The organism is Bradyrhizobium sp. 956_D2_N1_4 (assembly GCF_052076025.1).
GTDB classification, from domain to species: domain Bacteria; phylum Pseudomonadota; class Alphaproteobacteria; order Rhizobiales; family Xanthobacteraceae; genus Bradyrhizobium; species Bradyrhizobium barranii.
The window spans coordinates 221,999-243,721 of sequence record NZ_CP197237.1 but is presented as its reverse complement, the minus strand read 5'-3'; the positions used below and the strand labels follow the sequence as shown (position 1 = coordinate 243,721).

The following is a 21,723-nucleotide window of genomic DNA, read 5'->3' as shown; positions in this document are numbered from 1 at the left end:
CAACATGTATTCCCGCCGAGGATTTTTGGGCACCGCCGCGCTTGCCAGCGCGTCAGCCGTCAGCGGCCGTGTGCAGGCCGCGTCCATTCCGGAAGCGCCTCACATGGACAAGGTGGTGATGCAGCCGCCGCTGCATCCGATCAGCGGCCCGGACTACCGCCCCGTGGTCACGCTGAACGGCTGGTCACTGCCGTTCCGCATGAACGGCGACTGGAAGGAATTCCATCTCGTCGCCGAACCCGTGGTGCGCGAGTTCGCCGAAGGCATGAAAGTGAATCTGTGGGGCTATAACGGCCAGTCACCGGGCCCGACCATCGAGGCGGTCGAAGGCGACAAGATTCGTGTCTTCGTCACCAACAGGCTGCCCGAATACACCACCGTGCACTGGCACGGCATGATCATTCCCAGCGGCATGGACGGTGTCGGCGGACTGACGCAGCCGCACATCCAGCCGGGAAAAACCTTCGTCTACGAGTTCGAGATGAAGAAGAGCGGGACCTTCATGTACCACCCGCATTCCGACGAGATGGTGCAGATGGCGATGGGCATGATGGGCATGGTCGTCGTGCATCCGCGCGATCAAAGCTTCCGGCCCGTCGACCGCGACTTCGTCTTCGTGATGAGCACCTATCGCGTCGATCCCGGCACATACCTGCCGCAGGTCAACGAGATGACCGACTTCAACATGTGGACCTGGAATTCGCGGGTGTTTCCCGGCATCGATCCCTTGCCGGTCAGGCTCGGCGACAAGGTGCGCGTGCGCATCGGCAATCTCAGCATGACCAACCATCCGATCCATCTGCACGGCCACAGCTTTGCGGTGACCTGCACCGATGGCGGCTGGATTCCGGAGAGCGCGCAATATCTGGAGACGACCACCGATGTACCCGTGGGCGCGGTGCGGGTGTTCGACGTGCTCGCCGACAATCCCGGCGACTGGGCGTTCCACTGCCACAAGTCGCACCACACCATGAACGCGATGGGGCACGAGGTGCGCAATCTGATTGGCGTGTCGCGCAAGGACCTCGCCAGGGCCGTCGGCAAGCTCGCGCCCGATGCCATGGCGATGGGTTCGACCGGCATGGCCATGGGCAACATGGAGATGCCCGCGCCCGACAACACGCTGCCGATGATGACCGGCACCGGTCAGTTCGGGCCGATCGAGATGGGCGGCATGTTCACGGTGATGAAGATCCGCGACGACCTCGCGCGCGACGATTACCGCGATCCCGGCCCCTACCAATTCCCGCAAGGCACCGTCGCCTACGAGGTCACGCCGCCGTCCGCCGAGCCGGCGCGGCAGCAAGGCGCGCCGATGAAGAACATGAAGATGTGAGCGTTTCGATGAACCACCAACTGGAGAACAAGATGAAGAAGACGATCAAACTCGGACTTGCGCTGGCTGCGCTTTCGACCGCACCGGCGTTTGCCCACGACCAGCACGGGCACGGGACCTTTTCGGCCGGCGAGCCCGGCGATCCCAGGAAGCCCGCGCGCACGATCGAGATCCTGCTGAACGAGATGGACTACGCGCCCGCCAGGATCGAGGTCAAACGCGGCGAGCAGATTCGTTTCGTGCTGCGCAATGTCGGCAAGGAGGACCATGAATTCCTGCTCGCCACGACGAAGGAGAATCTCGCGCATGCCGTGGAGATGAAGAAGCATCCGCACATGGAGCACGACGATCCCAACGGTGTCCGGCTCGCACCGAACAAGACGGCCGAGATCCTCTGGAAGTTCAGCAAGGCCGGCACGTTCGAATTCTCCTGCCTGATTCCCGACCACCGCGACTACGGCATGGTCGGCCACGTCACCGTGAAGTAACAAGGAAGACTCCCATGAACCGCACCATCCGTATCGCCGCAGCGCTGGCGCTGACCGTCGGCCTTGCCGCCGAAGCCTTCGCGGCCCAGGGCGCCGCGATCAGCGGCGAGGTCAAGAAGATCGACGAAGGCGCCGGCAAGATCACGCTCAAGCACGGACCGGCGAAAAGCCTCGGCATGGATGAGCCCATGACCATGGTCTATCGCGTCAAGGACCCCGCTTTGCTCAAGCAGGTGAAGGTCGGCGACAAGGTGACCTTCGAGGCCGAGGAGGCGGCCTCGGGGTATACGGTAACGACGATGCAGAAGGCGCAGTAGGGCTACGTCCTCCGCAGCTGATTTCGGCGCCAAACGCTTCCACAACGTCATGGCCGGGCTCGTCCCGGCCATCCACGGCTTGGGCGCGACATGAAGAACGTGGGGATCCCCGGGCCTTCGCCGCGCCGAAGCGGCTTGGGCCGCGCAGGCGGGACAAGCCCGGGCATGACGACTTCGTCCCTGCCAGGTGCCCGAAACACCCCGGTCTGACCTCCTGCCGCACCCTCCGTTAACCCTTTGCTAACCATACACCCGGCAAGAATTGCCGAGTGAAGTCGAGTGTCGTCAGCCGCGTAGAACGGGAGGTTCCCCGTGGACGCCAGTGCGGTGCCTCACTTTCGAAACGGCGGCCCTTCGGCCGCCGCGCAGACATTTGGGGCGCGCGGACGGCAGTCGCGCGGGGGAGCAGCTACCATGGTCGACGTCACCGCGGGACAGGGCGTAGGCAGCACGAACGCCGGCTTCCCGACCCTTACCGAGATCGGCAACATCCTCAAGCGCGGCGATATCGCGCTGGCGCTCGGCGTCCTCACCATCCTGGTGGTGCTGATCCTGCCGCTGCCCGCGATCGTGCTCGACCTGTTCCTGGCGATCTCGATCACGCTCTCGATCCTGATCCTGATGACGTCGCTGTTCATCCAGGCGCCGCTGGAATTCTCCGCCTTCCCGACCGTCCTCCTGATCTCGACGATGCTGCGCCTGTCGCTGAACATGGCCTCGACCCGCCTGATCCTGTCGCACGGGCACGAGGGCACGGATGCCGCCGGTCACGTCATCGAAGCCTTCGGCAGCTTCGTGATGGGCGGCAATTTCGTCATCGGTATCATCGTCTTCGCCATCCTGATCATCGTCAACTTCGTCGTCATCACCAAGGGTTCGGGCCGTATCGCCGAAGTCGCCGCCCGCTTCCACCTCGACGCCATGCCCGGCAAGCAGATGGCGATCGACGCCGATCTCTCCGCCGGCCTGATCGACGAGAAGGTCGCCAAGCAGCGGCGCAAGGATCTGGAGGACGAGAGCGGCTTCTTCGGCGCCATGGACGGTGCCTCCAAATTCGTTCGCGGCGATGCCATCGCGGGCCTTTTGATCGTCTTCATCAACATCGTCGGCGGCATGATCATCGGTGTCGCGCAGCAAGGCCTCTCCTTCGCCGATGCCGGGCGCAGCTACACGCTGCTGACCGTCGGTGACGGCCTCGTCACCCAGGTGCCGGCGCTGATCGTTTCGACCGCGGCCGGCCTGCTCGTCTCCAAGGCCGGCGTGTCCGGCGCCGCCGACAAGGCGCTGATGAAACAGTTCTCCGGCTATCCGCAGGCGCTGGCGATGTCCGCGGCGGTCATGCTGGTGCTGGCGGCGCTGCCGGGCATTCCGACCATCCCCTTCCTGGCGCTCGGCGGCGGCGCCGGTGCGCTCGCCTGGCACGCCCGCAACCGCAACCGGGCGACTGCCAGGGCTGACGAAGTTGCAAAGACCGCACCCGCTCCGGGAACGCCGGGTTCACCTGGCGCCGCTGCGGCCGAAGAGCCGATCTCCGCCGCGCTCAAGATCGACGATCTCAAGATCGAGCTCGGCTATGCGCTACTGCCGCTGGTCAACGGCCCTGATGGCACCGACCGCCTCACCGAGCAGATCAAGGCGCTGCGCCGCTCGCTCGCGATCGAGATGGGCTTTGTGATGCCCGCCGTGCGCATCCTCGATAACGTCCAGCTCGAAGCCAACACCTACATCATCAAGATCAAGGAAGTGGACGCCGGCACCGGCAAGATCTGGCCGAACCAGTTCATGGTCATGGACCCCGGCGGCAGCCAGGTGCAGGTGCCCGGCATCCATACCACCGAGCCGACCTTCGGCCTGCCCGCAACCTGGGTCGATGCCAGCCTCAAAGAAGAAGCCTCGCTCAAGGGCTACACCGTCGTCGACGCCGCGACCGTGCTCTCGACCCACCTCACCGAGCTGCTCAAGGCCAACATGTCGGACCTGCTCTCCTACGGCGAGGTGCAGAAGCTGCTCAAGGAGCTGCCGAAGGAGCAGGGCGAGCTGGTCAAGGACATCGTGCCGGGCCAGGTCACGGTCTCCGGCATCCAGCGCGTGCTGCAGCTGCTGCTCGCCGAGCGCATCTCGATCCGCGACCTCTCGACCATCCTGGAAGGCATCGCCGACTCGCTCGCCTTCTCGCGCAATCCCGCGACCATGGTCGAGCATGTCCGCGCCCGCCTCGCGCGGCAGATCTGCGCGCAAAACACCTCCTACAGCGGTTATCTGCCGCTGATCGCGCTGTCAGCGCGGTGGGAACAGGCCTTCGCCGAATCCATCATCGGCCAGGGCGAGGAACGCAGCCTCGCGATGCAGCCCTCGAAGCTGTCGGAATTCATGACCGGCGTGCGCGAGGCCTTCGAGCGCGCCGCGCGCGAAGGCGAGGCGCCGGTGCTGGTCACGTCTGCGGCAATTCGTCCCTTCGTACGCTCCCTCGTCGAGCGGTTCCGGGCCCAGACGACGGTGCTGTCGCAGGCTGAAATCCACCCCAGGGCGAGATTGAAAACGGTCGGAAGCATCTGATTTGCCTTAAGAAGCCGTATGTTTTTCGGCCACAGGCAAATGGTTTTTGAGTTCCTGGCGCCTTGTCGACCAAATGCAAACAAGGCGCCTCGCAAGCACATTACACCTTTGAAATAATTATATAATCGAACGATTGAGGGGTCGCTTTCGATCGCGATCTTTCACGTCCTGTCACGCTCTTGTGATCGCCCCTTGGGAACGAATCCCCCCAATACTAGGTTGTTGGGGACCGGAAGCATGAACCTCCCCCAACAGGGTAGCGACTACTTCGGGTAGATGGCGGCAGGAGCCTTCCATGAACCACTCGATTTACAGCGCCGATCGCTCGACCCACTTGAAAATCGTGGTCGTAGCCCTCGTCGCCGGCATCGCGGTGGCAGGCTTCGGCATCACGGCGGCGCGCACGGGTTCGGACGAAGGTCTGACCCAGACCGCCCGCGTCATCAAGGCCGGCAAGCCGGTTGTTATCACCAGCTCGAACGCATCCCTCGTTCGATAAGGAGATTTGACGAGTTTTGTGAATTCACGCGGCTCTTTACCAGCCCCCCAAAGTCGCCACGTGGATATGTAGACGACCCCAACCCCAAGTCGACTACGGAAAGCGCCCGCCCCCCACGGGCGCTTTCTCATGTCTGGGGTACCTCGTCATTGCGAGCGTAGCGAAGCAATCCAGACTGTCGCCGCGGTAAGATTCTGGATTGCTTCGCTACGCTCGCAATGACGGAGCAATTGGCACAGCCGCGATCCTCCAACCAGCCCCGATCAAATTCTACCGCGCCCCATAAGTCGGCGGCGGCGCCTGGACCGTCGGTGCTGCCGCAGCGAAGAGCTCGGCCTTGCTACCGGTGAGCGGCGGGTAGATGCGCTTGCAGTTGATGGTCTGCTTGGTCGCCTTTGCGGCCGCGCCAGTGGTGCGAACCTCGCGATCCCACCCTTCGGTATAGAGCGCGCCCCAGCCGCCGAGGTCGAGCACGGTCACGTACCAATCGATGCGCAGCGGCAGCATCGGCAGGCCCGCCAGATCGGCTACGACGTTGTGACCGGCGAAGCGGCCCATGGGACGGGCGAACTGGCAGGACATCACCGTCGGGTGCAGTCCATCGACCACGCTCGAGGCGACGTCGCCGGCGGCGAACACGCCCGGCACATCGGCCACCCGCATGAAAGGATCGACCAGCAGGCGGCCGAGGCGATCGCGCGCGCCCGCGAAGCTCTCGGCCAGCCGGCTCGCGCGCATCCCGGCGCACCAGATCACGGTTTGCGCCGGGATGAACTCGCCCGAGCTCAGGTGCATGCCGGCGGCCTCGACGGACACGACGCGCACGCCAAGCCGCGTCTCGACGTCGAGCGAGGCCAATGCCGTCTCGATGACGGGACGCGCATGCGCGCCGATGGTGGCGCCGACCGCAGGGTTGGGATCGACCAGGACGATGCGGCGGCTGCCGGTGATGCCGACGCGCGCCAGCCTGTCCGGCATCTCGGCCGCCACCTCGATGCCGGTGAATCCGGCGCCGACCACCACGACAGTCGAGCGCCCCGGCGAGGGCGCGCTGTGTCCGAGCGAGACGAGATGATTTTCGAGGATGAGCGCGGCGGCATAGGTATCGACATCGAAAGCATGCTCGGCAAGGCCGGGGATGGCGGGACGCATCACTTCGCTGCCGAGCGCCAGCACCAGGCGGTCGTAGCTCAGCGTCTCCTCGCCCCCGCTCGTGACGAGCGAAATCTCGCGCCGTGCCGGGTCGATGGCTTCGACCTCGCCAATGCCATGAGTGACGCCGATCGGATCGAGCAGTTGCGGCAACGGCAGTGCGACCTCGCTGAGGTCGGCCTCGTAATTGCGCACGCGGATGTTGTGATAGGGATTGCGATCGACGACACGGATCTCGATGTCACGGCCGGCCGCGCCGATCTCGTCGCGCCTGCGCGCGGCGCCGATGGCCGCCCATAGACCCGCAAACCCCGCGCCGAGCACGACGATACGCGCCATGTCCGTTTACTGCTTTGTCCAAGAATTCCGGCGGCCTGCCCGCGCAGGCAGATATAGCTCATTCGACCGGATCGACCAACTGCGGCGGCGCCGCTCCGCTGCATAAAATCGCGGCTCAGGCCTCGCGCAGCTCCGACGGCGTCGCGCCAAAACGCTTGCGGAAGGCGCGGTTGAAATAGGACAGGTCGGAGAAGCCCGAGGAATGCGCGATGTCGCTGATCTTGCGCGCCCTCGCGCGGGGATCGCCGAGCAGCTTGCGCGCCAGCACCAGGCGCTGCTCCAGCACGAATTCGGTGAAGGTCGTGCCGGCCTGCTCGAACAAGCGTTGCGCCTGGCGCGGGCTGAGCCCTGAGCGCGTCGCGATCTCGGACAGACAGAGATCGTTGCGGCCGAGCGCGGCCATCACGTCGGCACGCATGAGATCGAGACGGGCCGCCGCATGTCCGCGACCGCGCGCGAGGCTTGCATGCTCCGCATCGGTGCCGAGCAGCAGGCCGACGAGATCGATCACGTGCTGCGCGGTCAGGCGCTGGCCGACGGCGTCGAGATGCGGCGCGTGGTTGGCGGCGAGTGCGTGGTAGCGGAAGATCGTCTCGGCCACCGCGCCGTCCGAGAGCACTTGCGACAGCTTGTCCTCGGCACGCGGATTGATGTCGAGCAGCGCGCGGCGCGGCATGCGGATGCTGGTGAAGCGATCTTCCTGGGTGTGGCCGACGGTGCCGGTGACGCCCATGTCGACAAGCACCATCTGCGCAGGCGCAAGTTCAACGGTGTGGCCGTTCTGCCCGACGCGGACTAGACCCGCATGCGCGGCGATCAGGACCAGATCGTCGCTGCCGTCGGCCAGATGGCTCTGCGTGCGCGAGTATTGCGCGGAGGCACCTTCGGGAATGGCCAACGCGATATTGTCGACCACGCTGACCTGGAGCCGGCAATCGATGTTGTCGCCATGGCTCGGCCCGACGTCGAGGCCGCAGGGACCGAAGGCCCGCTCGCGCCAATGTTCGAAGGCCGGACCATGCGGAAGGCCCGCATATTGGTGGACGAAGATGCCCGGCGTCTTAGCTGCGTCCATCTGACTTCTAGCCCCTTTTCCGGCGCCATGATGTGCGGCGCCGACTGCAAATTCCGGGCATTTGACGCCGTGGATTGCGGGGAGGTTCAACGCGGGAGTGGATTCGGCGGGACTTGTCGGGGTGCGACGGCTGGACGGACCTTGGCGACGGTCGAGCGCCGTGTGCGCTCCATCCGGGCTACGGCGCCACGACACCTACTTCTTCGCGGGCGCCTGCGGCTGAGACGGCGGCACGGTCTCGATCAGCTTGCCGGAAAACACCGGAGCCGAGGTCGGCTGGCCGTTGGGCGAGCCGCCGGCCTGCTCGACGGTGACGGCGTAGGTCGCACCGTTGACGACCTCGGGATCGAAGGAGCCGAGCACCGGGCGCGCGGTGAAATCGCCCGCGCCAATCACGCCAAGCGAGCGCGGACGCGGCAGCTTGTCGGAGATCAGCCAGAGCTCGAAGCTCTTGCCGGCCTCCGGAGTCGCGCCCACCTTGCGCACGGTGAAATTCCGCGTCGCGCCGTCGACGGTGAGGATGAAGGCGGGACCGCCGCCCTGGCCCTGCAACAGCGCGACATACTGCGCAGCAGCCGTGAGCGGCGCCGCCGGCGTCTTCACTTCCACCGTCTGGATGCGCGGCGCCGGGCGCAAGCCGCCCGGCAGCGCATCGGGCTGGAAGATCTGAAGCGACAGCGTCACCAGCAGTGCAGCCGCAAGCGCGCCCACCGCGGAGGCGATCGTGCGCCAGCGTTTCACGCGGCCCTCGAGCCGGATGACATTGCTGTTGTCGGCAACCGGCGCCGGCGGCGCGCGCGCGACGTCAGGATCGGGTGCATGGACCTGCGGCATGAATATCGGCGCGATGTCGGGAAGCGCATCGGGTGCCGGCCGCGCCGTCCCGGGCTGCTCTGCTTCGGAAGGCTGCAGCTCCGGTTGCGGCACGGCGTCCGGCGCCAGCTCAGGCGGTGCAGCTTCGATCGAGGAGGACTCGGGCACAGGTGGCGGCGGCGGCGAAGCTTCCGGCGCAGGCGTCTCCTGCGCAAAGTCCGTCCGCGCAAGCTCGGACCGGATGTTCTCCCACACGATCGGACGCGGCTCGACCGAGCCGACCATCTGGTTGAGGACGCCGAGCCGGTAAGCCCAGGCCTGCACGACATCGGCGAACGCCTTGTCCACGGCCATCATGGTCTCGACCTGCGCGCGCTCACTGGCGTCGAGCGTACCGAGCGCATATTCCGCGGCGAGCGCGATATGGTCCTCCGTGTAGGCCATCACTTCCAGTCCAGAACCACCCTCACAATGCAAGTCCTCATAGTCCGAGGCACTCGCGGATATCCAACATGCTGCGCCGGAGCCACGTCTTCACCGTGTTGACGGGCGCGGCGAATTTTTCCGCCAATTGCTCGCGGCTCCAGCCGTTGTAATAGGCGAGAAGCACGAGCCTCTGACGATCCGGCTCGAGCCGGCCGATGCATTCCAGGAGCCGCTTCAACTCCTCGGTCATCTCCCTCCGCGCCAGCGGATCGGGGCTGTCGGCAGCGACTTCCATCGCCTGCGGCTCTTCCTCGATGGAGACTTCCGTCTTCTTGCGCACGATGTCGATGGCGCGGTTGCGCGCGATCGATGCCATCCATGTGATCGGCGACGACAAGGCCGGATTGAACTGGCCCGCGCCGTTCCAGATCTTGACGTAGGTCTCCTGAATGACCTCCTCTGCGAGATCCTGTCGACGCAAGATACGGAGCACGACGCCATAGAGTTTCGCGCGCGTGGCGACGTAGAGGCGCTCGAACGCGGCCTGATCGCCCCTGGCGACCTCCCCAATCAGCCCGACCAGCTCTGCTGGCGTCAGCATTCAGCCCCCCACGCACGGCCTGTCGCGTTCGGCGCAGGCCCTGGCACTCCGCTACCATAGCGCGCGGCAAAGCCCATCACCAAGGGGCGGCGCGCCACACTGTGGATAGCAAACGCGAAACCCGGACCTTGCGGGTCCGGGTTCGACGAATTCTCGGCTGTTGGACCGCTGGCTGCGCCGTCAGGCGACGGCGCCGATGCGGGCGCGCATCAGGCCGATGCTGTCGAGGTCGGCCTGCTCGCGGGCGTTTTCTTCGGCGCGCTCGCGGGCCTGGTCACGCTCGTCGAGGAGCTCGACCTTCTTCAGTTCCTCGAAGGCTTCGGCCAGCGCGGCCTTGGCTTCGTCGAGCTGGCCCTTCAGTTCGTCGGCCGAGCGGGTCAGGTTCTCGCGGCGCTGAATCGCGGCCTTGGCATAGGTCGGATAAGCGAAGTGCGAGGGATCGTTGATCCCGGCACGCTCCTGCTCGGTCGTGATCTCGCGTTCAAGATCGGTCGACATCCGCTGGAAGTCGGCGATCATGGTCTCGATCTGGGTGACCCGGCGGCGCTTCTCGTCGACCTGAAATTTCTTCAGGCGGATGAGGGTATCACGTGACTTCATCGACTCATACTCCCCAGAAGTCCCCTGGCTGCACGTGGGACGTCACCGGTCTCCCCACAGGCCCTGATAGGGCCAAGACCGGCTCTGCTACTCTGTGAGAGCGGATGATGACCTGACAAAGTTAGCGTTCCGTTTCCAAATCACCGAGGATTTGCGCCAACTGGCGGTAGCCGTCCGCCAGTGATGCATTTTCGTCCTTGCGCTGGCGCAGGAACGCCTCCAGCGGCTCGTGCAGCCGGATCGCCTCGTCCACCTCGGGGCTGGAGCCGGCCCGGTAGGCCCCGAGCCGGATCAATTCCTCCATGTCGGCATAGGTCGCCATCACCTGGCGGGCCCGCTGGATGGTCGGCCAGAACTGCGGATCGGCCGATTTCGGCATGGTGCGGGAGACGGATTTGAGGATGTTGATGGCGGGGTAACGGCCGCGCTCGGCGATCGAGCGCTGCATCACGATATGGCCGTCGAGGATGCCGCGGACGGCATCCGCGATCGGCTCGTTATGGTCGTCGCCGTCGACCAGCACCGTGAAGATCGCGGTGATCGCGCCCTCACCGAGGCCCGGCCCCGCGCGCTCCAGAAGCTTCGGCAACTCGGTGAACACGGTCGGCGTATAGCCCTTGGCGGTCGGCGGCTCGCCGGCGGACAGGCCGATCTCGCGCTGGGCCATGGCGAAGCGCGTGACCGAGTCCATCAGGCAGAGCACGTCCTTCTCTTCATCGCGAAAGTATTCGGCGACCGCGAGCGTCAGATAGGCGGCCTGGCGCCGCATCAGCGCCGGCTCGTCCGAGGTTGCGACCACCACGACAGAGCGCGCCAGGCCCTCCTCGCCGAGGTCGTCCTGCAGGAATTCCTGGACCTCGCGGCCGCGTTCGCCGATCAGCCCGATGACGCTGACCGCGGCATCGACGTTGCGCGCGAGCATCGACAGCAGCACCGATTTGCCGACGCCGGACCCTGCGAAAATGCCCATGCGCTGGCCGCGGCAGCAGGTGAGGAACGTGTTCATCGCGCGCACGCCGAGATCGAGCGGGGCGCCGACGCGCTTGCGCGAATGCGCCGGCGGCGGCGAATTGCGGTATGGCATCGGCGCCGGGCCCTGCGGCAATGGCCCCTTGCCATCGATCGGCTCGCCCAGCGCGTTGACGACGCGGCCGAGCCAGGCCGACGACGGACGCACTTGATTGGCGGCATTGGCGATGACGGCCTTGCAGCCGCGGCGCACCCCGTCCAGGCCGGCGAACGGCATCACGACAGCGTTGTTGCCGGAGAAGCCGATCACCTCGCAGGGAATGGAACGGTTCGCGCCGGTCTCGATCACGAGCCGCGCACCGACCGACATCGCGTGAATGGGTCCGGCCACTTCGACCATCAGGCCGCGAACGCCGACCACGCGGCCATAGATGTTGACGCCGTCGATGTCGCCGATCTGTTCGGCAAGAGCCTTCATCAGGGGCGCGCCTTTAATAAGAGGACCTTCATAAGGTGATCGCCTCCGATCCCGGGCTTCATGGCGAAAGACTTAAGTTTCGCCATATTTCTGAACGGCGCTTAACTTCGTGTTTACCCGCATCGTTAATCATTGCGTCACTGTCTTTGTGACTGAGCGTGACTCCCCTTCAGAAGAAGGCTGAGTCGCGGGAGTCGGTTAGGCCCGTCTCTTAAAGTGGAACTTGAACGGTACGGGGTGACGAAAGCTGCTTCGCGCGCAAGACCTTAGGGCGATTCGACAAAAATTGCACCGGGGGGACTTGCGTTCCAGAATCAGAGTTTGTTAACCATCTGTTGTCAGGATCCGAATCAGTTGTTCAAAGGCGTTTTGTTGAGTGCCGCGAATGCGGCCGACCTGACGCCCAGGAGCGGCGACTATGGGGAACTGGCATGCGCGTTTTGCTGATTGAAGATGACAGCGCCGTCGCGCAGTCGATCGAGCTGATGCTGAAGTCTGAGAGCTTCAACGTCTACACGACCGATTTGGGGGAAGAAGGCGTCGATCTCGGTAAGTTATACGATTACGACATTATTCTTCTCGACCTCAATCTGCCCGACATGTCCGGTTACGACGTGCTCAAGCAGCTTCGGGTCTCCAAGATCAAGACACCGATTCTGATCCTCTCCGGCCTCGCCGGCATCGAGGACAAGGTCAAGGGTCTCGGCGTCGGCGCCGACGACTACATGACCAAGCCCTTCCACAAGGACGAGCTGGTAGCCCGGATCCACGCGATCGTGCGCCGCTCCAAGGGTCACGCCCAGTCGGTCATCCAGACCGGCGACCTCGTCGTCAACCTCGACACCAAGACGGTGGAAGTCGGCGGCCAGCGCGTGCATCTGACCGGCAAGGAATACCAGATGCTGGAGCTCCTCTCGCTCCGCAAGGGTACGACGCTCACCAAGGAAATGTTCCTCAACCACCTCTATGGCGGCATGGACGAGCCCGAGCTGAAGATCATCGACGTCTTCATCTGCAAGCTCCGCAAGAAGCTCGCCAACGCTTCCGAGGGCCGCAACTTCATCGAGACCGTGTGGGGCCGCGGCTACGTGCTGCGCGAGCCGCACGAGCACGAAGAGCGCATTCCCGCCTGATCACTAAGTTTACGTCGCGAGCCCCCGGGGCTCGCTCCTCCCAGCCTGGACCCCGCCGCAAATGGCGGGGTTTTGTTTTTTGGGGACGCCAACGCGGCCTCATCGTCCTTGCGCCATTGAACCGCTATCCTCCCCCCGCCGACGAATGGTCGCTGCACGATGGGGGAACGATGATCCTGCAATCACTGGCCGGCCTGCCCGCCTTCCTGGTTTATTTCTGCACCGGCCTGATCGCGATCGTGGCGTATCTGTTCGTCTACACCCGCATCACCCCGCACAACGAGTTCCAGCTCATCCGCGACAACGAGCCGGCCGCCGCGATCGCGCTCGGCCTCAGCCTGCTCGGCTTCGTGGCGCCATTGGTCAGCGCGATCGCGCATTCGGCCAATGTGCTGGACTGCCTGATCTGGGCGGTCATCGCGTTGATCGTGCAGATCATCGTGCTCTTTCTGGTGAAGGTCCCGGTGCCGAACCTGTCGGCGCGGATTGCCGCAGGCGAGCTTGCGCCGGCGATCTGGCTCGGGCTGTCTTCGCTCGCGGCGGGCCTGTTGAACGCCGCCTGCATGATCTACTGACATGGCCAAACCCTCCAAAAAGGAGTTCGGCAAGCGCCGGCCGGCGCCCGTGGCGCCGCCATCGGGTCCGCCTGTGAAGCGCTCCGGCCATGTCGCGCTGCTGGTGATGGGCACGATCGCGGTCGGCACCACCGCCTACACGCTGATGCCGCGGCAGCACTGCGAACCCTCGCCCGGAGCCGTGCCGGGCCAGACGACCACGACGTGCAGCAGTAGCAGCAGTTCATCGGGCGGAAGCGACGGCAGCAGCTCGCGCTGGTCGTCGCGATCGAGCTTCTTCAGCAGCGATTCCTCGAGCCATTCCTCATCGGGAACCTCTTCGGACTCAGGCTCCAGCAGCGTGAGCCGTGGCGGCTTCGGCTCGTTCGGCCATGGCTTCTCGGGCGGCGGCTAGCGCATGATCCGGAAAAGCGGCCACCGATTTTCCCTCGCGACAAACGCGGAACGCGTTTGCGCGGAGATCATGCGCAGGAAATAACATGCGACGCATCGTCTGCCCCGAGCGCGACGACTGGCGGCAGACCGCCGAACAATGCGGCTTCGCCTTCCACACCATCGACGGCGAACGCTATTGGGACGAGAGTGCCTATTACGCCTTCACGCTCGACGAGATCGAGTGCGGCATCGAGACGCCGACAGCCGAGATCGACGCGATGTGCCTGGAGCTTGCCGGCCGCGTGATCGGTGACGAGCGCTATCTGCGACGCTTGAAGATTCCGGAGGCGTTCTGGAGCTTGATCGCCGAGAGCTGGAAGCGCGACGATCGCAGCCTCTATGGCCGGCTCGATCTGAAGTTCGACGGACAGTCGCCTGCAAAGCTGCTCGAATACAACGCGGATACGCCGACCTCGATCTTCGAGGCTGCGGTGTTTCAATGGACCTGGCTCGAACAGGCGATCGAACGCCGCATCATTCCGGCGCGCGCCGACCAGTTCAACTCCATCCACGAGCGGCTGATCGCGGCGTGGAAGGAGATTGCCGCAGGCCGCCATGTCCATCTCACCGGCACCACCGGCAACGAGGAAGACGCCGGCACGCTCGCTTATCTCGAGGACACCGCGCGCCAGGCGGGGCTCTCGACCAGGATGCTCGACATCGAGGAGATCGGCTGGCGCGACGAGCCTGGCGGCTTCGTCGATCTCGACGACGGCGACATCGCGTTCGCCTTCAAGCTCTATCCCTGGGAATGGATGTTCCACGACGCCTTCGGCGCCAAGCTGATGAGCGCGCCGACACGCTGGATCGAGCCGCCGTGGAAGGCGGTGCTCTCCAACAAGGGCATTTTGCCGCTGCTCTGGGAGATGTTTCCGAACCATCCCAATCTGCTGCCGGCCTTCTTCGAGGACGACGCGCGGGCAGCCGAGCTCGGCAGTTCCTACGTCCGCAAGCCGCTGTTGTCGCGCGAAGGCGCCAATGTCACGCTGGTGTCCGGAGGCATGCCGCTCGACGAGCAGGCAGGACCTTACGGCGCAGAAGGCTTCGTGCGGCAGGCATTGTCACCGCTGCCGAATTTCTCAGGCTTCTACGTTGTGGTGGGAAGCTGGCTGGTGAACCACGAGCCGTGCGGCCTGTCGATCCGCGAGGACGAGAGCCCGATCACGGGAAACCGCTCGCGGCTTCTGCCGCACGCGATTTTGTGAAATGCGCTCGCGACCTCATCGGAACGGGACGCGAGCGCAGAGACTTGCGTGCTTACTCAGGGTGTCTTGACGATGAATCTCCCGTCGTAGAGGCCCGCGCCCTTGAAGCCGGCTTGCGCACTTTCGAAGCCGCCCGTGCCCGTCGCGTTTGCATACGCCCCGGTGCCCGACAGGATTGTGTATTCGCCTTTCGCCCGACCATCCTTGATCGCGCCGGCGTAGCGCGCCGTGATCGAGGATCCGTCGTCGAAGGTGTAGGTGCTGTAGCCGTAGATGGGTCCTGAGCCCTTGATCAGGTCGGCGGAGTGGACGAAGTCCTTCACCGCAACGCGGCCGTCCTTGAAGAAGGCAACGCCAAACATTTTGCCAGACATGACCGTCTGACCTTCGACGTTCGCGACCTCGGTGACCTTTAAGTCCATCGGCTTGGTGACAAGCTTGAATTCGAGGACCTGCTCGCCAGCGAGAGCAGTGGCGGGCAACGAAAGCGCCGCCAACAAGAAATACGAGGCACAAGACATTCGCATGGTATGTCCTCCTCAGTACAATTCATGATGGAATGGAATCCCGCCTCGGTTCGGCGGGACCATCGCCAGCATAGCACAACCGTCAGATGCTGATCAGGGCCGCGATTGCATTGCATCGCGGCACGAGCTCTATTGCGCGGTAGTCGAGTAATCCGCAATGCTCAAACGCGTGTGAAGCGTCACGCACTCTGACGGAACGATATCCGCCAGTTGTTGCCGATCATTCGCGACGACGGCGTTCAGTGAGATTGCCTGTCGTTCGGCGAATCACCTCGCCGCGGCGACCTTCAGCGGCTGCGGCATCAATCCGCCCATCGGACGGCCGGAGCGCGCGGGGTTGAGCTGATAGAGACCGCGGCGCTCGGTGATCGGGCGGAACGCGTCGGTGATGCCGACGACGGATTCGGCGGCGCCAAGCAGCAGCGTGCCGTCGGCTTCCAGTCCCTTCGCCATGCGCTCGAAGATCACGGCCTTGGTGTCCTGGTCGAAATAGATCAGCACGTTGCGGCAGAAGATCACGTCGAACGTGCCGAGATGGGAGAAGTCCTGCAACAGATTGAGCTGGCGGAACTGCACCATCGCGCGAATGTCGGCATTGAGCTGCCAGAGCTCGCCGACTTGCGTGAAGTATTTCATCAGGTGCTGGATCGGCAGGCCGCGCTGCACCTCGAACTGGCTGTAGATGCCAGCCCTGGATTTCTCCAGCACCTCCTGCGACAGATCGGTGGCGACGATCTCGATGCGCCAGCCGGCGAAGGCCGCGCCCATCTCCTTCACGCACATCGCGATCGAATAGGGCTCCTGCCCGGTCGACGAGGCCGCCGACCAGATGCGGAGCGACCTGCGCGCCGCGCGCGCCTGGAGCAGGCCCGGCAGGATGGTTTCGCGCAGATGATCGAACGGGATCTTGTCGCGGTAGAAGAAGGTCTCGTTGGTGGTCATCGCTTCGACCACGTCGGTCGCAAGCCGGCCGTCGCCGTTCCTGATCTTCAACACGAGATCGGGAATGCCGGGCAAGCTCGCCTTGCGGGCAAGCGGCAGCAGCCGGCTCTCGACGAGATACTGCTTGTCGGCGGAGAGATCGAGGCCGGAGCGCTCTTTCAGGAACTTGCGCAGATATTCGTAGTCGACCGGCGTCACGAGCGGTCTCCCGCGAACAGGCGGTTGACCTTGGCGCCGATCTGGTTGAGCGGCAGGATCGCCGCGCAGATGCCGGCATTGGCCGCCGCGCCCGGCATGCCCCAGACCACACTGGAGGCTTCGTCCTGCGCGATCACGTTGCCGCCGGCGGCGACGATGTCCTTGCCGCCGCGCATGCCGTCCGAGCCCATGCCCGTCAGGATCACCGAGAGGATGTTACCGTGCCAGATGTCGATGGCGGAGGTGAACAACGGATCGACCGCGGGCTTGCAGAAATTGACGGCAGGACCGTCGTCGAGCGCGATCGCCGCGTCCGCGCCACTGCGCACGACACGCATGTGCTTGCCGCCGGGCGCGAGGTAGATCCGTCCCGGCTTCACCGGCTCGCCGTCGACCGCCTCGGCCGCCGGCTTGCGGCTCGCGCGCGCCAGGTGCTCGGCGAGAATGGTGGTGAAGGTCGGCGGCATGTGCTGGGTGATCAGCACGGGGAAGCGGTCGATCACCGGGCCGAGCTCGGTGACGAGCGCCATCAGCGCCTGCGGACCGCCGGTCGAGGAGCCGATCAGCAGCACCTTCGGTGCGTGGGCCGAGAACGGGCGCGTGGACAGCGCCCCCGACGACGGCGCATGCAGAGCCGGTACGGGCGCGGCGGGCCGCACGACAGCCGGTGCACGTGCAGCCGGCGCCGGGGTCGCGGGCGCCAGCGGCGGGCTCGCGACTGCGGGCCTGCGGCGCAGCCGCGCGCCGAGGTGACGGATCTTCTGGATCAAATCGTGATGAAAGATGTCCGCGGCCGACGCTTCGCGCGTCGACTCCGGCTTCGGAATGTAGTCCGCCGCACCGAGCGACAGCGCCTTGAAGCTGATCTCCGCGTTACGGCGGGTCAGCGTCGAGGCCATGATGATGACGAGATCGCGCTTCTTCGCCAGCAGTTGCGGCAGCGCCGAGATGCCGTCGAGCTCGGGCATTTCGATGTCGAGCACCGCAACGTCGGGATTGATGCGTTCGAGCTGGTTGACCGCCTCGAGCCCGGTGCGCAGCGAGGCCGCGACCTCCATGTCATGCTCGGCACCGATCCAGCGCGAGATCAGACCGCGTATGACGACCGAGTCGTCGACGACCATCACCCGCAGCGGCCCGGCGTCGCGCGACGGACCCGTGGTCGAATTACCTGCGAACGCAACACTCATTACTCACCAACTCAGACTGAAACGGTTCAGTTGAAACAATCGCCGAAGGATCCGTTCAGCCTCCGGATGTTCGCTCAGATAAGTCCGACTTCCTGAAATTTCGCCGTCACGATGTCCTTGTCGAAGGGCTTCATGATGTATTCGTTGGCGCCGGCGTGCAGCGCACGGGCGATGTGCGCGACGTCGTTCTCGGTGGTGCAGAACACCACCTTGGGCTGGTCACCGCCGGGCATCCGCCGGAGATGGCCAAGGAATTCGTAGCCGTCCATGACCGGCATGTTCCAGTCGAGCAGCACGGCATCGGGCAAGCCGCGCTTGCAGGCCTCCAGTGCCTTCTCACCGTCCTCGGCTTCGAGAATCTGGAAGTCGAGGCCCTCCAGGATCCGGCGCGCAACCTTGCGGATGACGCTGGAATCATCAACGACGAGACAAGTGCGCATGTGAACCTCTGCTTCCTACCCCCTTGTGGGGGTACTTCCATTGCGAGTCCGTCGGCGGCGATGCCGCCGTATCAGGCCGCCATCATCTCGGGCGCGAGCTCGAGGACGCGATCGACGTCGAGGACGACCATGAGCTGGCCGTCGAGGCGGTGGACGCCGCCGGCGAGCTTGGCCATGCGGGGATCGAGGTTGACGGGGTTCTCTTCCATGCCGGCCTCGGCAAGCCGCAGCACCTCGCCGATCTGGTCGATCAGGAGGCCGTAGGATTCACCGCGCAGGTCGACGCCGACCGCCATCGGGGCCTTGCCGTCCTCGGGCTTGGGCAGGCCGAGCCGGGCGCGCATGTCGACCACGGTGACGATGCGGCCGCGCAGGTTCAGCACCCCCGCGATCTCGCGCGAGGACAAGGGAACGCGGGTGACGCGCTCGGGCATGAACACGTCCTGGACCCGGGAGATCGGCAGGCCGAACAGCTGGCCGCCGATCATCGCGGTGACGTATTCGACCATGGCGCCTTCGCCGATCTGCGTCTTCTTGTTGCTCATAGCGGTATCTCCTGATCCCCAGTGCCGTTACGCCGCTGCCCGGCTCAGCTCGGAGGCGCCGGCGGCGCCCGCGGTCTGTTCCTTCAGCGCCGCGATCAGACCGGGACGGTCGAACTTGGCGACATAGTCGTGGAAGCCGGCCTGACGGCCGCGCTCGATCGCCGCCGGCGACACCAGCGCGGACAGGCCGATGATCGGCATCGCGCCCAGATTGGTGTCGGAGCGGATCACTTCGGCGAACTCGAACCCGTTCATGTCGGGCATCTCGATGTCGGTCAGGACCACGTCGAAGCTCTGCGCACGCAGCGCAGCCAGGCCCTCCTGCGCGGTCGGCGCGGTGCGGACGCGGTAGCCGGCCGCCTTCAGCACGGGTGCCAGCATGTTGCGGAAGAACGCCGAGTCGTCGACCAGCAACACCGACTGCGAGTGCTGCGACGGCTTCATCTCCTTGCGGGTGAACCAGTCGGCGAACGCCATCGGCAGGAAGTGGCCGACGTCGATCACTTCGGTGGCCTGGCCCTTGATCACGGCCGAGCCGAGGATGCCGGAGGCGGAGCCGCCGACCTCGATGTTGAGCCGTTCCTCGACGATGTCGATGATCTCGTCGACGACGAGGCCCATGGAGCGGCCGTCGTCCGCAAACACCAGGATCGGCTGGGCGCCCTGGCTGGCGATGGTGACGCTCTCCATGGCGACGAGCGGCATCAGCTGCTCGCGGTACTGCACCATGTAGCGGCCGTTGCTGAACTCGATCTTGTCGGCCGGCAGCTCCTCCAGGCGGGTGACGAGCCCGAGCGGGACCGCCTTGGGCTGGCTGGAGCCAGCGCGGAAGACGAGCAGCGAGGTGGTCTGCTCGCCCGATCCGATGTGATGCGCGCCGTTCTCGTCGCCCATGTCATGGGCCGAGGAGCCGGCAGCACCCAGCGCCTTGGCAATGCCGTTGGGATCGATGATCATGATGACAGCGCCATCGCCCAGAATGGTGTTGCCGGAGAACATGTCGATGTGACGCAACTTCGTCGACATCGGCTTCACGACGATCTCTTCGGTGTGGAACACGCCGTCGACGACGATGCCAAAGGTCTGGCTGCCGACTTGCGTGACCACGATAAAGCCGTTCTCGGGATCGCTGGCGGCGCCGTCGTCGATCTTCAAGAGCTTCTTGAGGTGGATCAGCGGCAAGAGCTTGTTGCGCAACCTGAGGACAGCGGTGTCCTTGATGCGCTCGATGCGGTGCTCGCTGTTGGCCCGCGCACGGACGAGCTCGACCACCGAGAGCTGCGGGATCGCGAAGCGGTCGCCGGCGGCTTCGACGATCAGCGCCGAGACGATGGCCAAGGTCAGCGGGATCTTGATGGTGACGGAGGAACCCTCGCCGGCCACCGACTTGATGTCGATGGTGCCGCCGATCTGGTCGATATTGGTGCGCACCACGTCCATGCCGACGCCGCGGCCGGAGACCGAGGTGATGGCGGCCGCGGTGGAGAAGCCGGGCGCGAAGATGAACTTGTGGATCTGGGCTTCGCTCATCTTCTCGAGCTCGGCCTCGGTGACGAGACCGGAGGAGATCGCCTTGGCCTTGATCCTCTCGGTGTTGAGGCCTCTTCCGTTGTCGGCGATGCAGATGATGATGTGGCCGCCCTCGTGATAGGCGGACAGGCGGATGGTGCCCTGCTCGCCCTTACCGGACGCGAGCCGCTCGGCGGGGGTCTCCAGGCCGTGGTCGGCGGAGTTGCGCACCATGTGGGTGAGCGGGTCCTTGATCAAATCGAGCACCTGGCGGTCGAGCTCGGTGTCGGCGCCGTGCATCTCCAGCTCGATCTGCTTGCCGAGTTCGCTCGACAGGTCCCGGACGATGCGGGGCAGCTTCTGCCAGGCATTGCCGATCGGCTGCATGCGCGTCTTCATGACGCCTTCCTGCAGCTCGGCGGTGACGTTGGACAGGCGCTGCAACGGCACCTTGAACTCGGTGTCCTCGTTGCGGCGGGAGATCTCCAGCAGCTGGTTGCGGGTCAGGACCAGCTCGGAGACCATGGTCATCAGATGCTCCAGCGTATCCACGTTGACGCGGATCGACTGGTTGGCGATGCGGTCGCCCTCGGCGGCGCCCTCGTCGGCCATCGACTTCTTCGGCGCGACCTTTTCCTTGGCCGGCTTCGCAGCTTCCTTGGCGGCGGGCGCCGGAGCTTCAGCAGCCGGCGCGGGCTCGGCCTTGACGACGGGGGCCGGCGCTTCGATCGCGGTCTCGCGGAAGGCGCGCTCGAGCTCGTCGAGCGAGACTTCGCCCGGACGCAACGGGCGCTCCAGGGTCTGATCGATCAGCGAGCCCTGCGTCATCTCCTTTGCGGGCGCAGGCGCAGCAGCAACAGGGGCTTCAGGCGCCAGTGGCGGAGATTCGGCGACAGGAGCAGCGGCCCCAGCGGCCATTGCCGCCATGCCCTGCTCGACCATCGCTTCCAGCTTGTCGATGAGATCGCGGTCGGTGCCCTCGGGCTCGGCTTCGGTCGCCTCGAGGCCGGCAAGGATCTCCTTGATGCGGTCGATCGAGGACAGGATCACCGTGACGGCCTGTCCCGTCACCGGCATGCCGTCGCGGAATTTGCCCATCAGCGTCTCGCCGGCATGTGCCAGCGCTTCAAGCCGCGGCAGTCCGAGGAAACCGCACGTGCCCTTGATGGTGTGGACCAGGCGGAAGATGTTATCCAGGATCTTGGCGTTGTTCGGCTCCTGCTCGAACTTCACCAACTGATTGTCGACGGTGTCCAGGCTCTCGCTGGTCTCCGTCAAAAACTCCCGCAACAGATCATCCATGAAAACAGGCCTTCATACAGGGAGGGCGCGCACGACTTGTGATGCGCCATTTCGGAATGGGGCCAGCTTCACC

Annotated in this window: 21 protein-coding genes; 9 read left to right on the top strand and 12 right to left on the bottom strand. The window is 65.0% G+C overall.

Annotated features, from left to right (window positions below):
* Positions 1 to 4: 4 nt before the first annotated feature.
* From AB7535_RS01210 to AB7535_RS01190, 5 genes are all read left to right on the top strand, one after another.
* The gene (locus AB7535_RS01210) at positions 5 to 1,336 is read left to right on the top strand and encodes a copper oxidase (RefSeq protein ID WP_085403316.1); all 1,332 of its coding nucleotides are present in this window, start codon (positions 5 to 7) and stop codon (positions 1,334 to 1,336) included.
* A gap of 32 nt (positions 1,337 to 1,368) precedes the next feature.
* Entirely contained in the window at positions 1,369 to 1,824 is a 456-nt protein-coding gene (locus AB7535_RS01205) for a cupredoxin domain-containing protein (protein WP_028149531.1), read from the top strand.
* Between the two features lie 14 nt (positions 1,825 to 1,838).
* Positions 1,839 to 2,141, top strand: coding sequence for a copper-binding protein (locus AB7535_RS01200; RefSeq protein ID WP_085403227.1), 303 nt, complete (start codon positions 1,839 to 1,841; stop codon positions 2,139 to 2,141).
* A 414-nt stretch (positions 2,142 to 2,555) separates the two neighbouring features.
* Complete coding sequence (gene flhA, locus AB7535_RS01195) at positions 2,556 to 4,697, top strand: flagellar biosynthesis protein FlhA (protein ID WP_071916417.1); 2,142 nt, start codon at positions 2,556 to 2,558, stop codon at positions 4,695 to 4,697.
* Between the two features lie 295 nt (positions 4,698 to 4,992).
* Positions 4,993 to 5,196 carry a hypothetical protein gene (locus tag AB7535_RS01190; RefSeq protein ID WP_014497685.1) on the top strand — a complete coding sequence of 68 codons (204 nt, stop codon included), beginning with the start codon at positions 4,993 to 4,995 and terminating at the stop codon, positions 5,194 to 5,196.
* Between the two features lie 270 nt (positions 5,197 to 5,466).
* On the opposite strand, the gene AB7535_RS01185 is transcribed toward AB7535_RS01190, so the two are convergent.
* The 6 genes from AB7535_RS01185 to fliI all read right to left on the bottom strand — a co-directional run bounded on the left by AB7535_RS01185 (position 5,467) and on the right by fliI (position 11,649).
* The gene (locus AB7535_RS01185; protein WP_135215542.1) at positions 5,467 to 6,687 is read right to left on the bottom strand and encodes an NAD(P)/FAD-dependent oxidoreductase; all 1,221 of its coding nucleotides are present in this window, start codon (positions 6,685 to 6,687) and stop codon (positions 5,467 to 5,469) included.
* 115 nt (positions 6,688 to 6,802) lie between these two features.
* The gene (locus AB7535_RS01180) at positions 6,803 to 7,762 is read right to left on the bottom strand and encodes a helix-turn-helix transcriptional regulator (protein ID WP_135215541.1); all 960 of its coding nucleotides are present in this window, start codon (positions 7,760 to 7,762) and stop codon (positions 6,803 to 6,805) included.
* 195 nt (positions 7,763 to 7,957) lie between these two features.
* The gene (locus AB7535_RS01175) at positions 7,958 to 9,019 is read right to left on the bottom strand and encodes an anti-sigma factor (protein ID WP_085403224.1); all 1,062 of its coding nucleotides are present in this window, start codon (positions 9,017 to 9,019) and stop codon (positions 7,958 to 7,960) included.
* 37 nt (positions 9,020 to 9,056) lie between these two features.
* Positions 9,057 to 9,602, bottom strand: coding sequence for a sigma-70 family RNA polymerase sigma factor (locus AB7535_RS01170; protein WP_041955015.1), 546 nt, complete (start codon positions 9,600 to 9,602; stop codon positions 9,057 to 9,059).
* Positions 9,603 to 9,782: 180 nt separating this feature from the next.
* Positions 9,783 to 10,202, bottom strand: a complete 420-nt coding sequence (gene fliJ, locus AB7535_RS01165; protein WP_008138882.1) for a flagellar export protein FliJ — start codon at positions 10,200 to 10,202, stop codon at positions 9,783 to 9,785.
* A 121-nt stretch (positions 10,203 to 10,323) separates the two neighbouring features.
* Complete coding sequence (gene fliI, locus AB7535_RS01160) at positions 10,324 to 11,649, bottom strand: flagellar protein export ATPase FliI (RefSeq protein WP_085403223.1); 1,326 nt, start codon at positions 11,647 to 11,649, stop codon at positions 10,324 to 10,326.
* Positions 11,650 to 12,080: 431 nt separating this feature from the next.
* Between fliI and ctrA the strand changes: the two genes are divergently transcribed.
* The 4 genes from ctrA to AB7535_RS01140 all read left to right on the top strand — a co-directional run bounded on the left by ctrA (position 12,081) and on the right by AB7535_RS01140 (position 14,997).
* The gene (ctrA, locus tag AB7535_RS01155; RefSeq protein WP_008138878.1) at positions 12,081 to 12,782 is read left to right on the top strand and encodes a response regulator transcription factor CtrA; all 702 of its coding nucleotides are present in this window, start codon (positions 12,081 to 12,083) and stop codon (positions 12,780 to 12,782) included.
* 170 nt (positions 12,783 to 12,952) lie between these two features.
* Positions 12,953 to 13,357 carry a DUF350 domain-containing protein gene (locus tag AB7535_RS01150; protein ID WP_014497691.1) on the top strand — a complete coding sequence of 135 codons (405 nt, stop codon included), beginning with the start codon at positions 12,953 to 12,955 and terminating at the stop codon, positions 13,355 to 13,357.
* Position 13,358: 1 nt separating this feature from the next.
* Positions 13,359 to 13,751 (top strand): hypothetical protein, encoded by a 393-nt coding sequence (locus AB7535_RS01145; RefSeq protein WP_085403222.1) that lies wholly within the window; start codon positions 13,359 to 13,361, stop codon positions 13,749 to 13,751.
* Positions 13,752 to 13,836: 85 nt separating this feature from the next.
* Positions 13,837 to 14,997 carry a glutathionylspermidine synthase family protein gene (locus AB7535_RS01140; RefSeq protein WP_085403221.1) on the top strand — a complete coding sequence of 387 codons (1,161 nt, stop codon included), beginning with the start codon at positions 13,837 to 13,839 and terminating at the stop codon, positions 14,995 to 14,997.
* Positions 14,998 to 15,053: 56 nt separating this feature from the next.
* On the opposite strand, the gene AB7535_RS01135 is transcribed toward AB7535_RS01140, so the two are convergent.
* The 6 genes from AB7535_RS01135 to AB7535_RS01110 form a co-directional block, all read right to left on the bottom strand.
* Complete coding sequence (locus AB7535_RS01135; protein ID WP_244623260.1) at positions 15,054 to 15,518, bottom strand: hypothetical protein; 465 nt, start codon at positions 15,516 to 15,518, stop codon at positions 15,054 to 15,056.
* Positions 15,519 to 15,791: 273 nt separating this feature from the next.
* The gene (locus AB7535_RS01130; protein ID WP_085403220.1) at positions 15,792 to 16,664 is read right to left on the bottom strand and encodes a CheR family methyltransferase; all 873 of its coding nucleotides are present in this window, start codon (positions 16,662 to 16,664) and stop codon (positions 15,792 to 15,794) included.
* A complete protein-coding gene (locus tag AB7535_RS01125; protein ID WP_085403219.1) occupies positions 16,661 to 17,854 on the bottom strand; it encodes a protein-glutamate methylesterase/protein-glutamine glutaminase in 1,194 nt (397 codons plus the stop codon). Before AB7535_RS01125 ends, AB7535_RS01130 begins: the two co-directional genes overlap by 4 nt.
* Before the next feature lie 74 nt (positions 17,855 to 17,928).
* On the bottom strand, positions 17,929 to 18,294 hold the full coding sequence (locus tag AB7535_RS01120) for a response regulator (RefSeq protein WP_007600538.1): 366 nt from the start codon (positions 18,292 to 18,294) through the stop codon (positions 17,929 to 17,931).
* Between the two features lie 71 nt (positions 18,295 to 18,365).
* Complete coding sequence (locus AB7535_RS01115) at positions 18,366 to 18,839, bottom strand: chemotaxis protein CheW (protein WP_166082010.1); 474 nt, start codon at positions 18,837 to 18,839, stop codon at positions 18,366 to 18,368.
* Positions 18,840 to 18,866: 27 nt separating this feature from the next.
* On the bottom strand, positions 18,867 to 21,650 hold the full coding sequence (locus AB7535_RS01110; RefSeq protein WP_166082008.1) for a hybrid sensor histidine kinase/response regulator: 2,784 nt from the start codon (positions 21,648 to 21,650) through the stop codon (positions 18,867 to 18,869).
* Between the last annotated feature and the right edge of the window lie 73 nt (positions 21,651 to 21,723).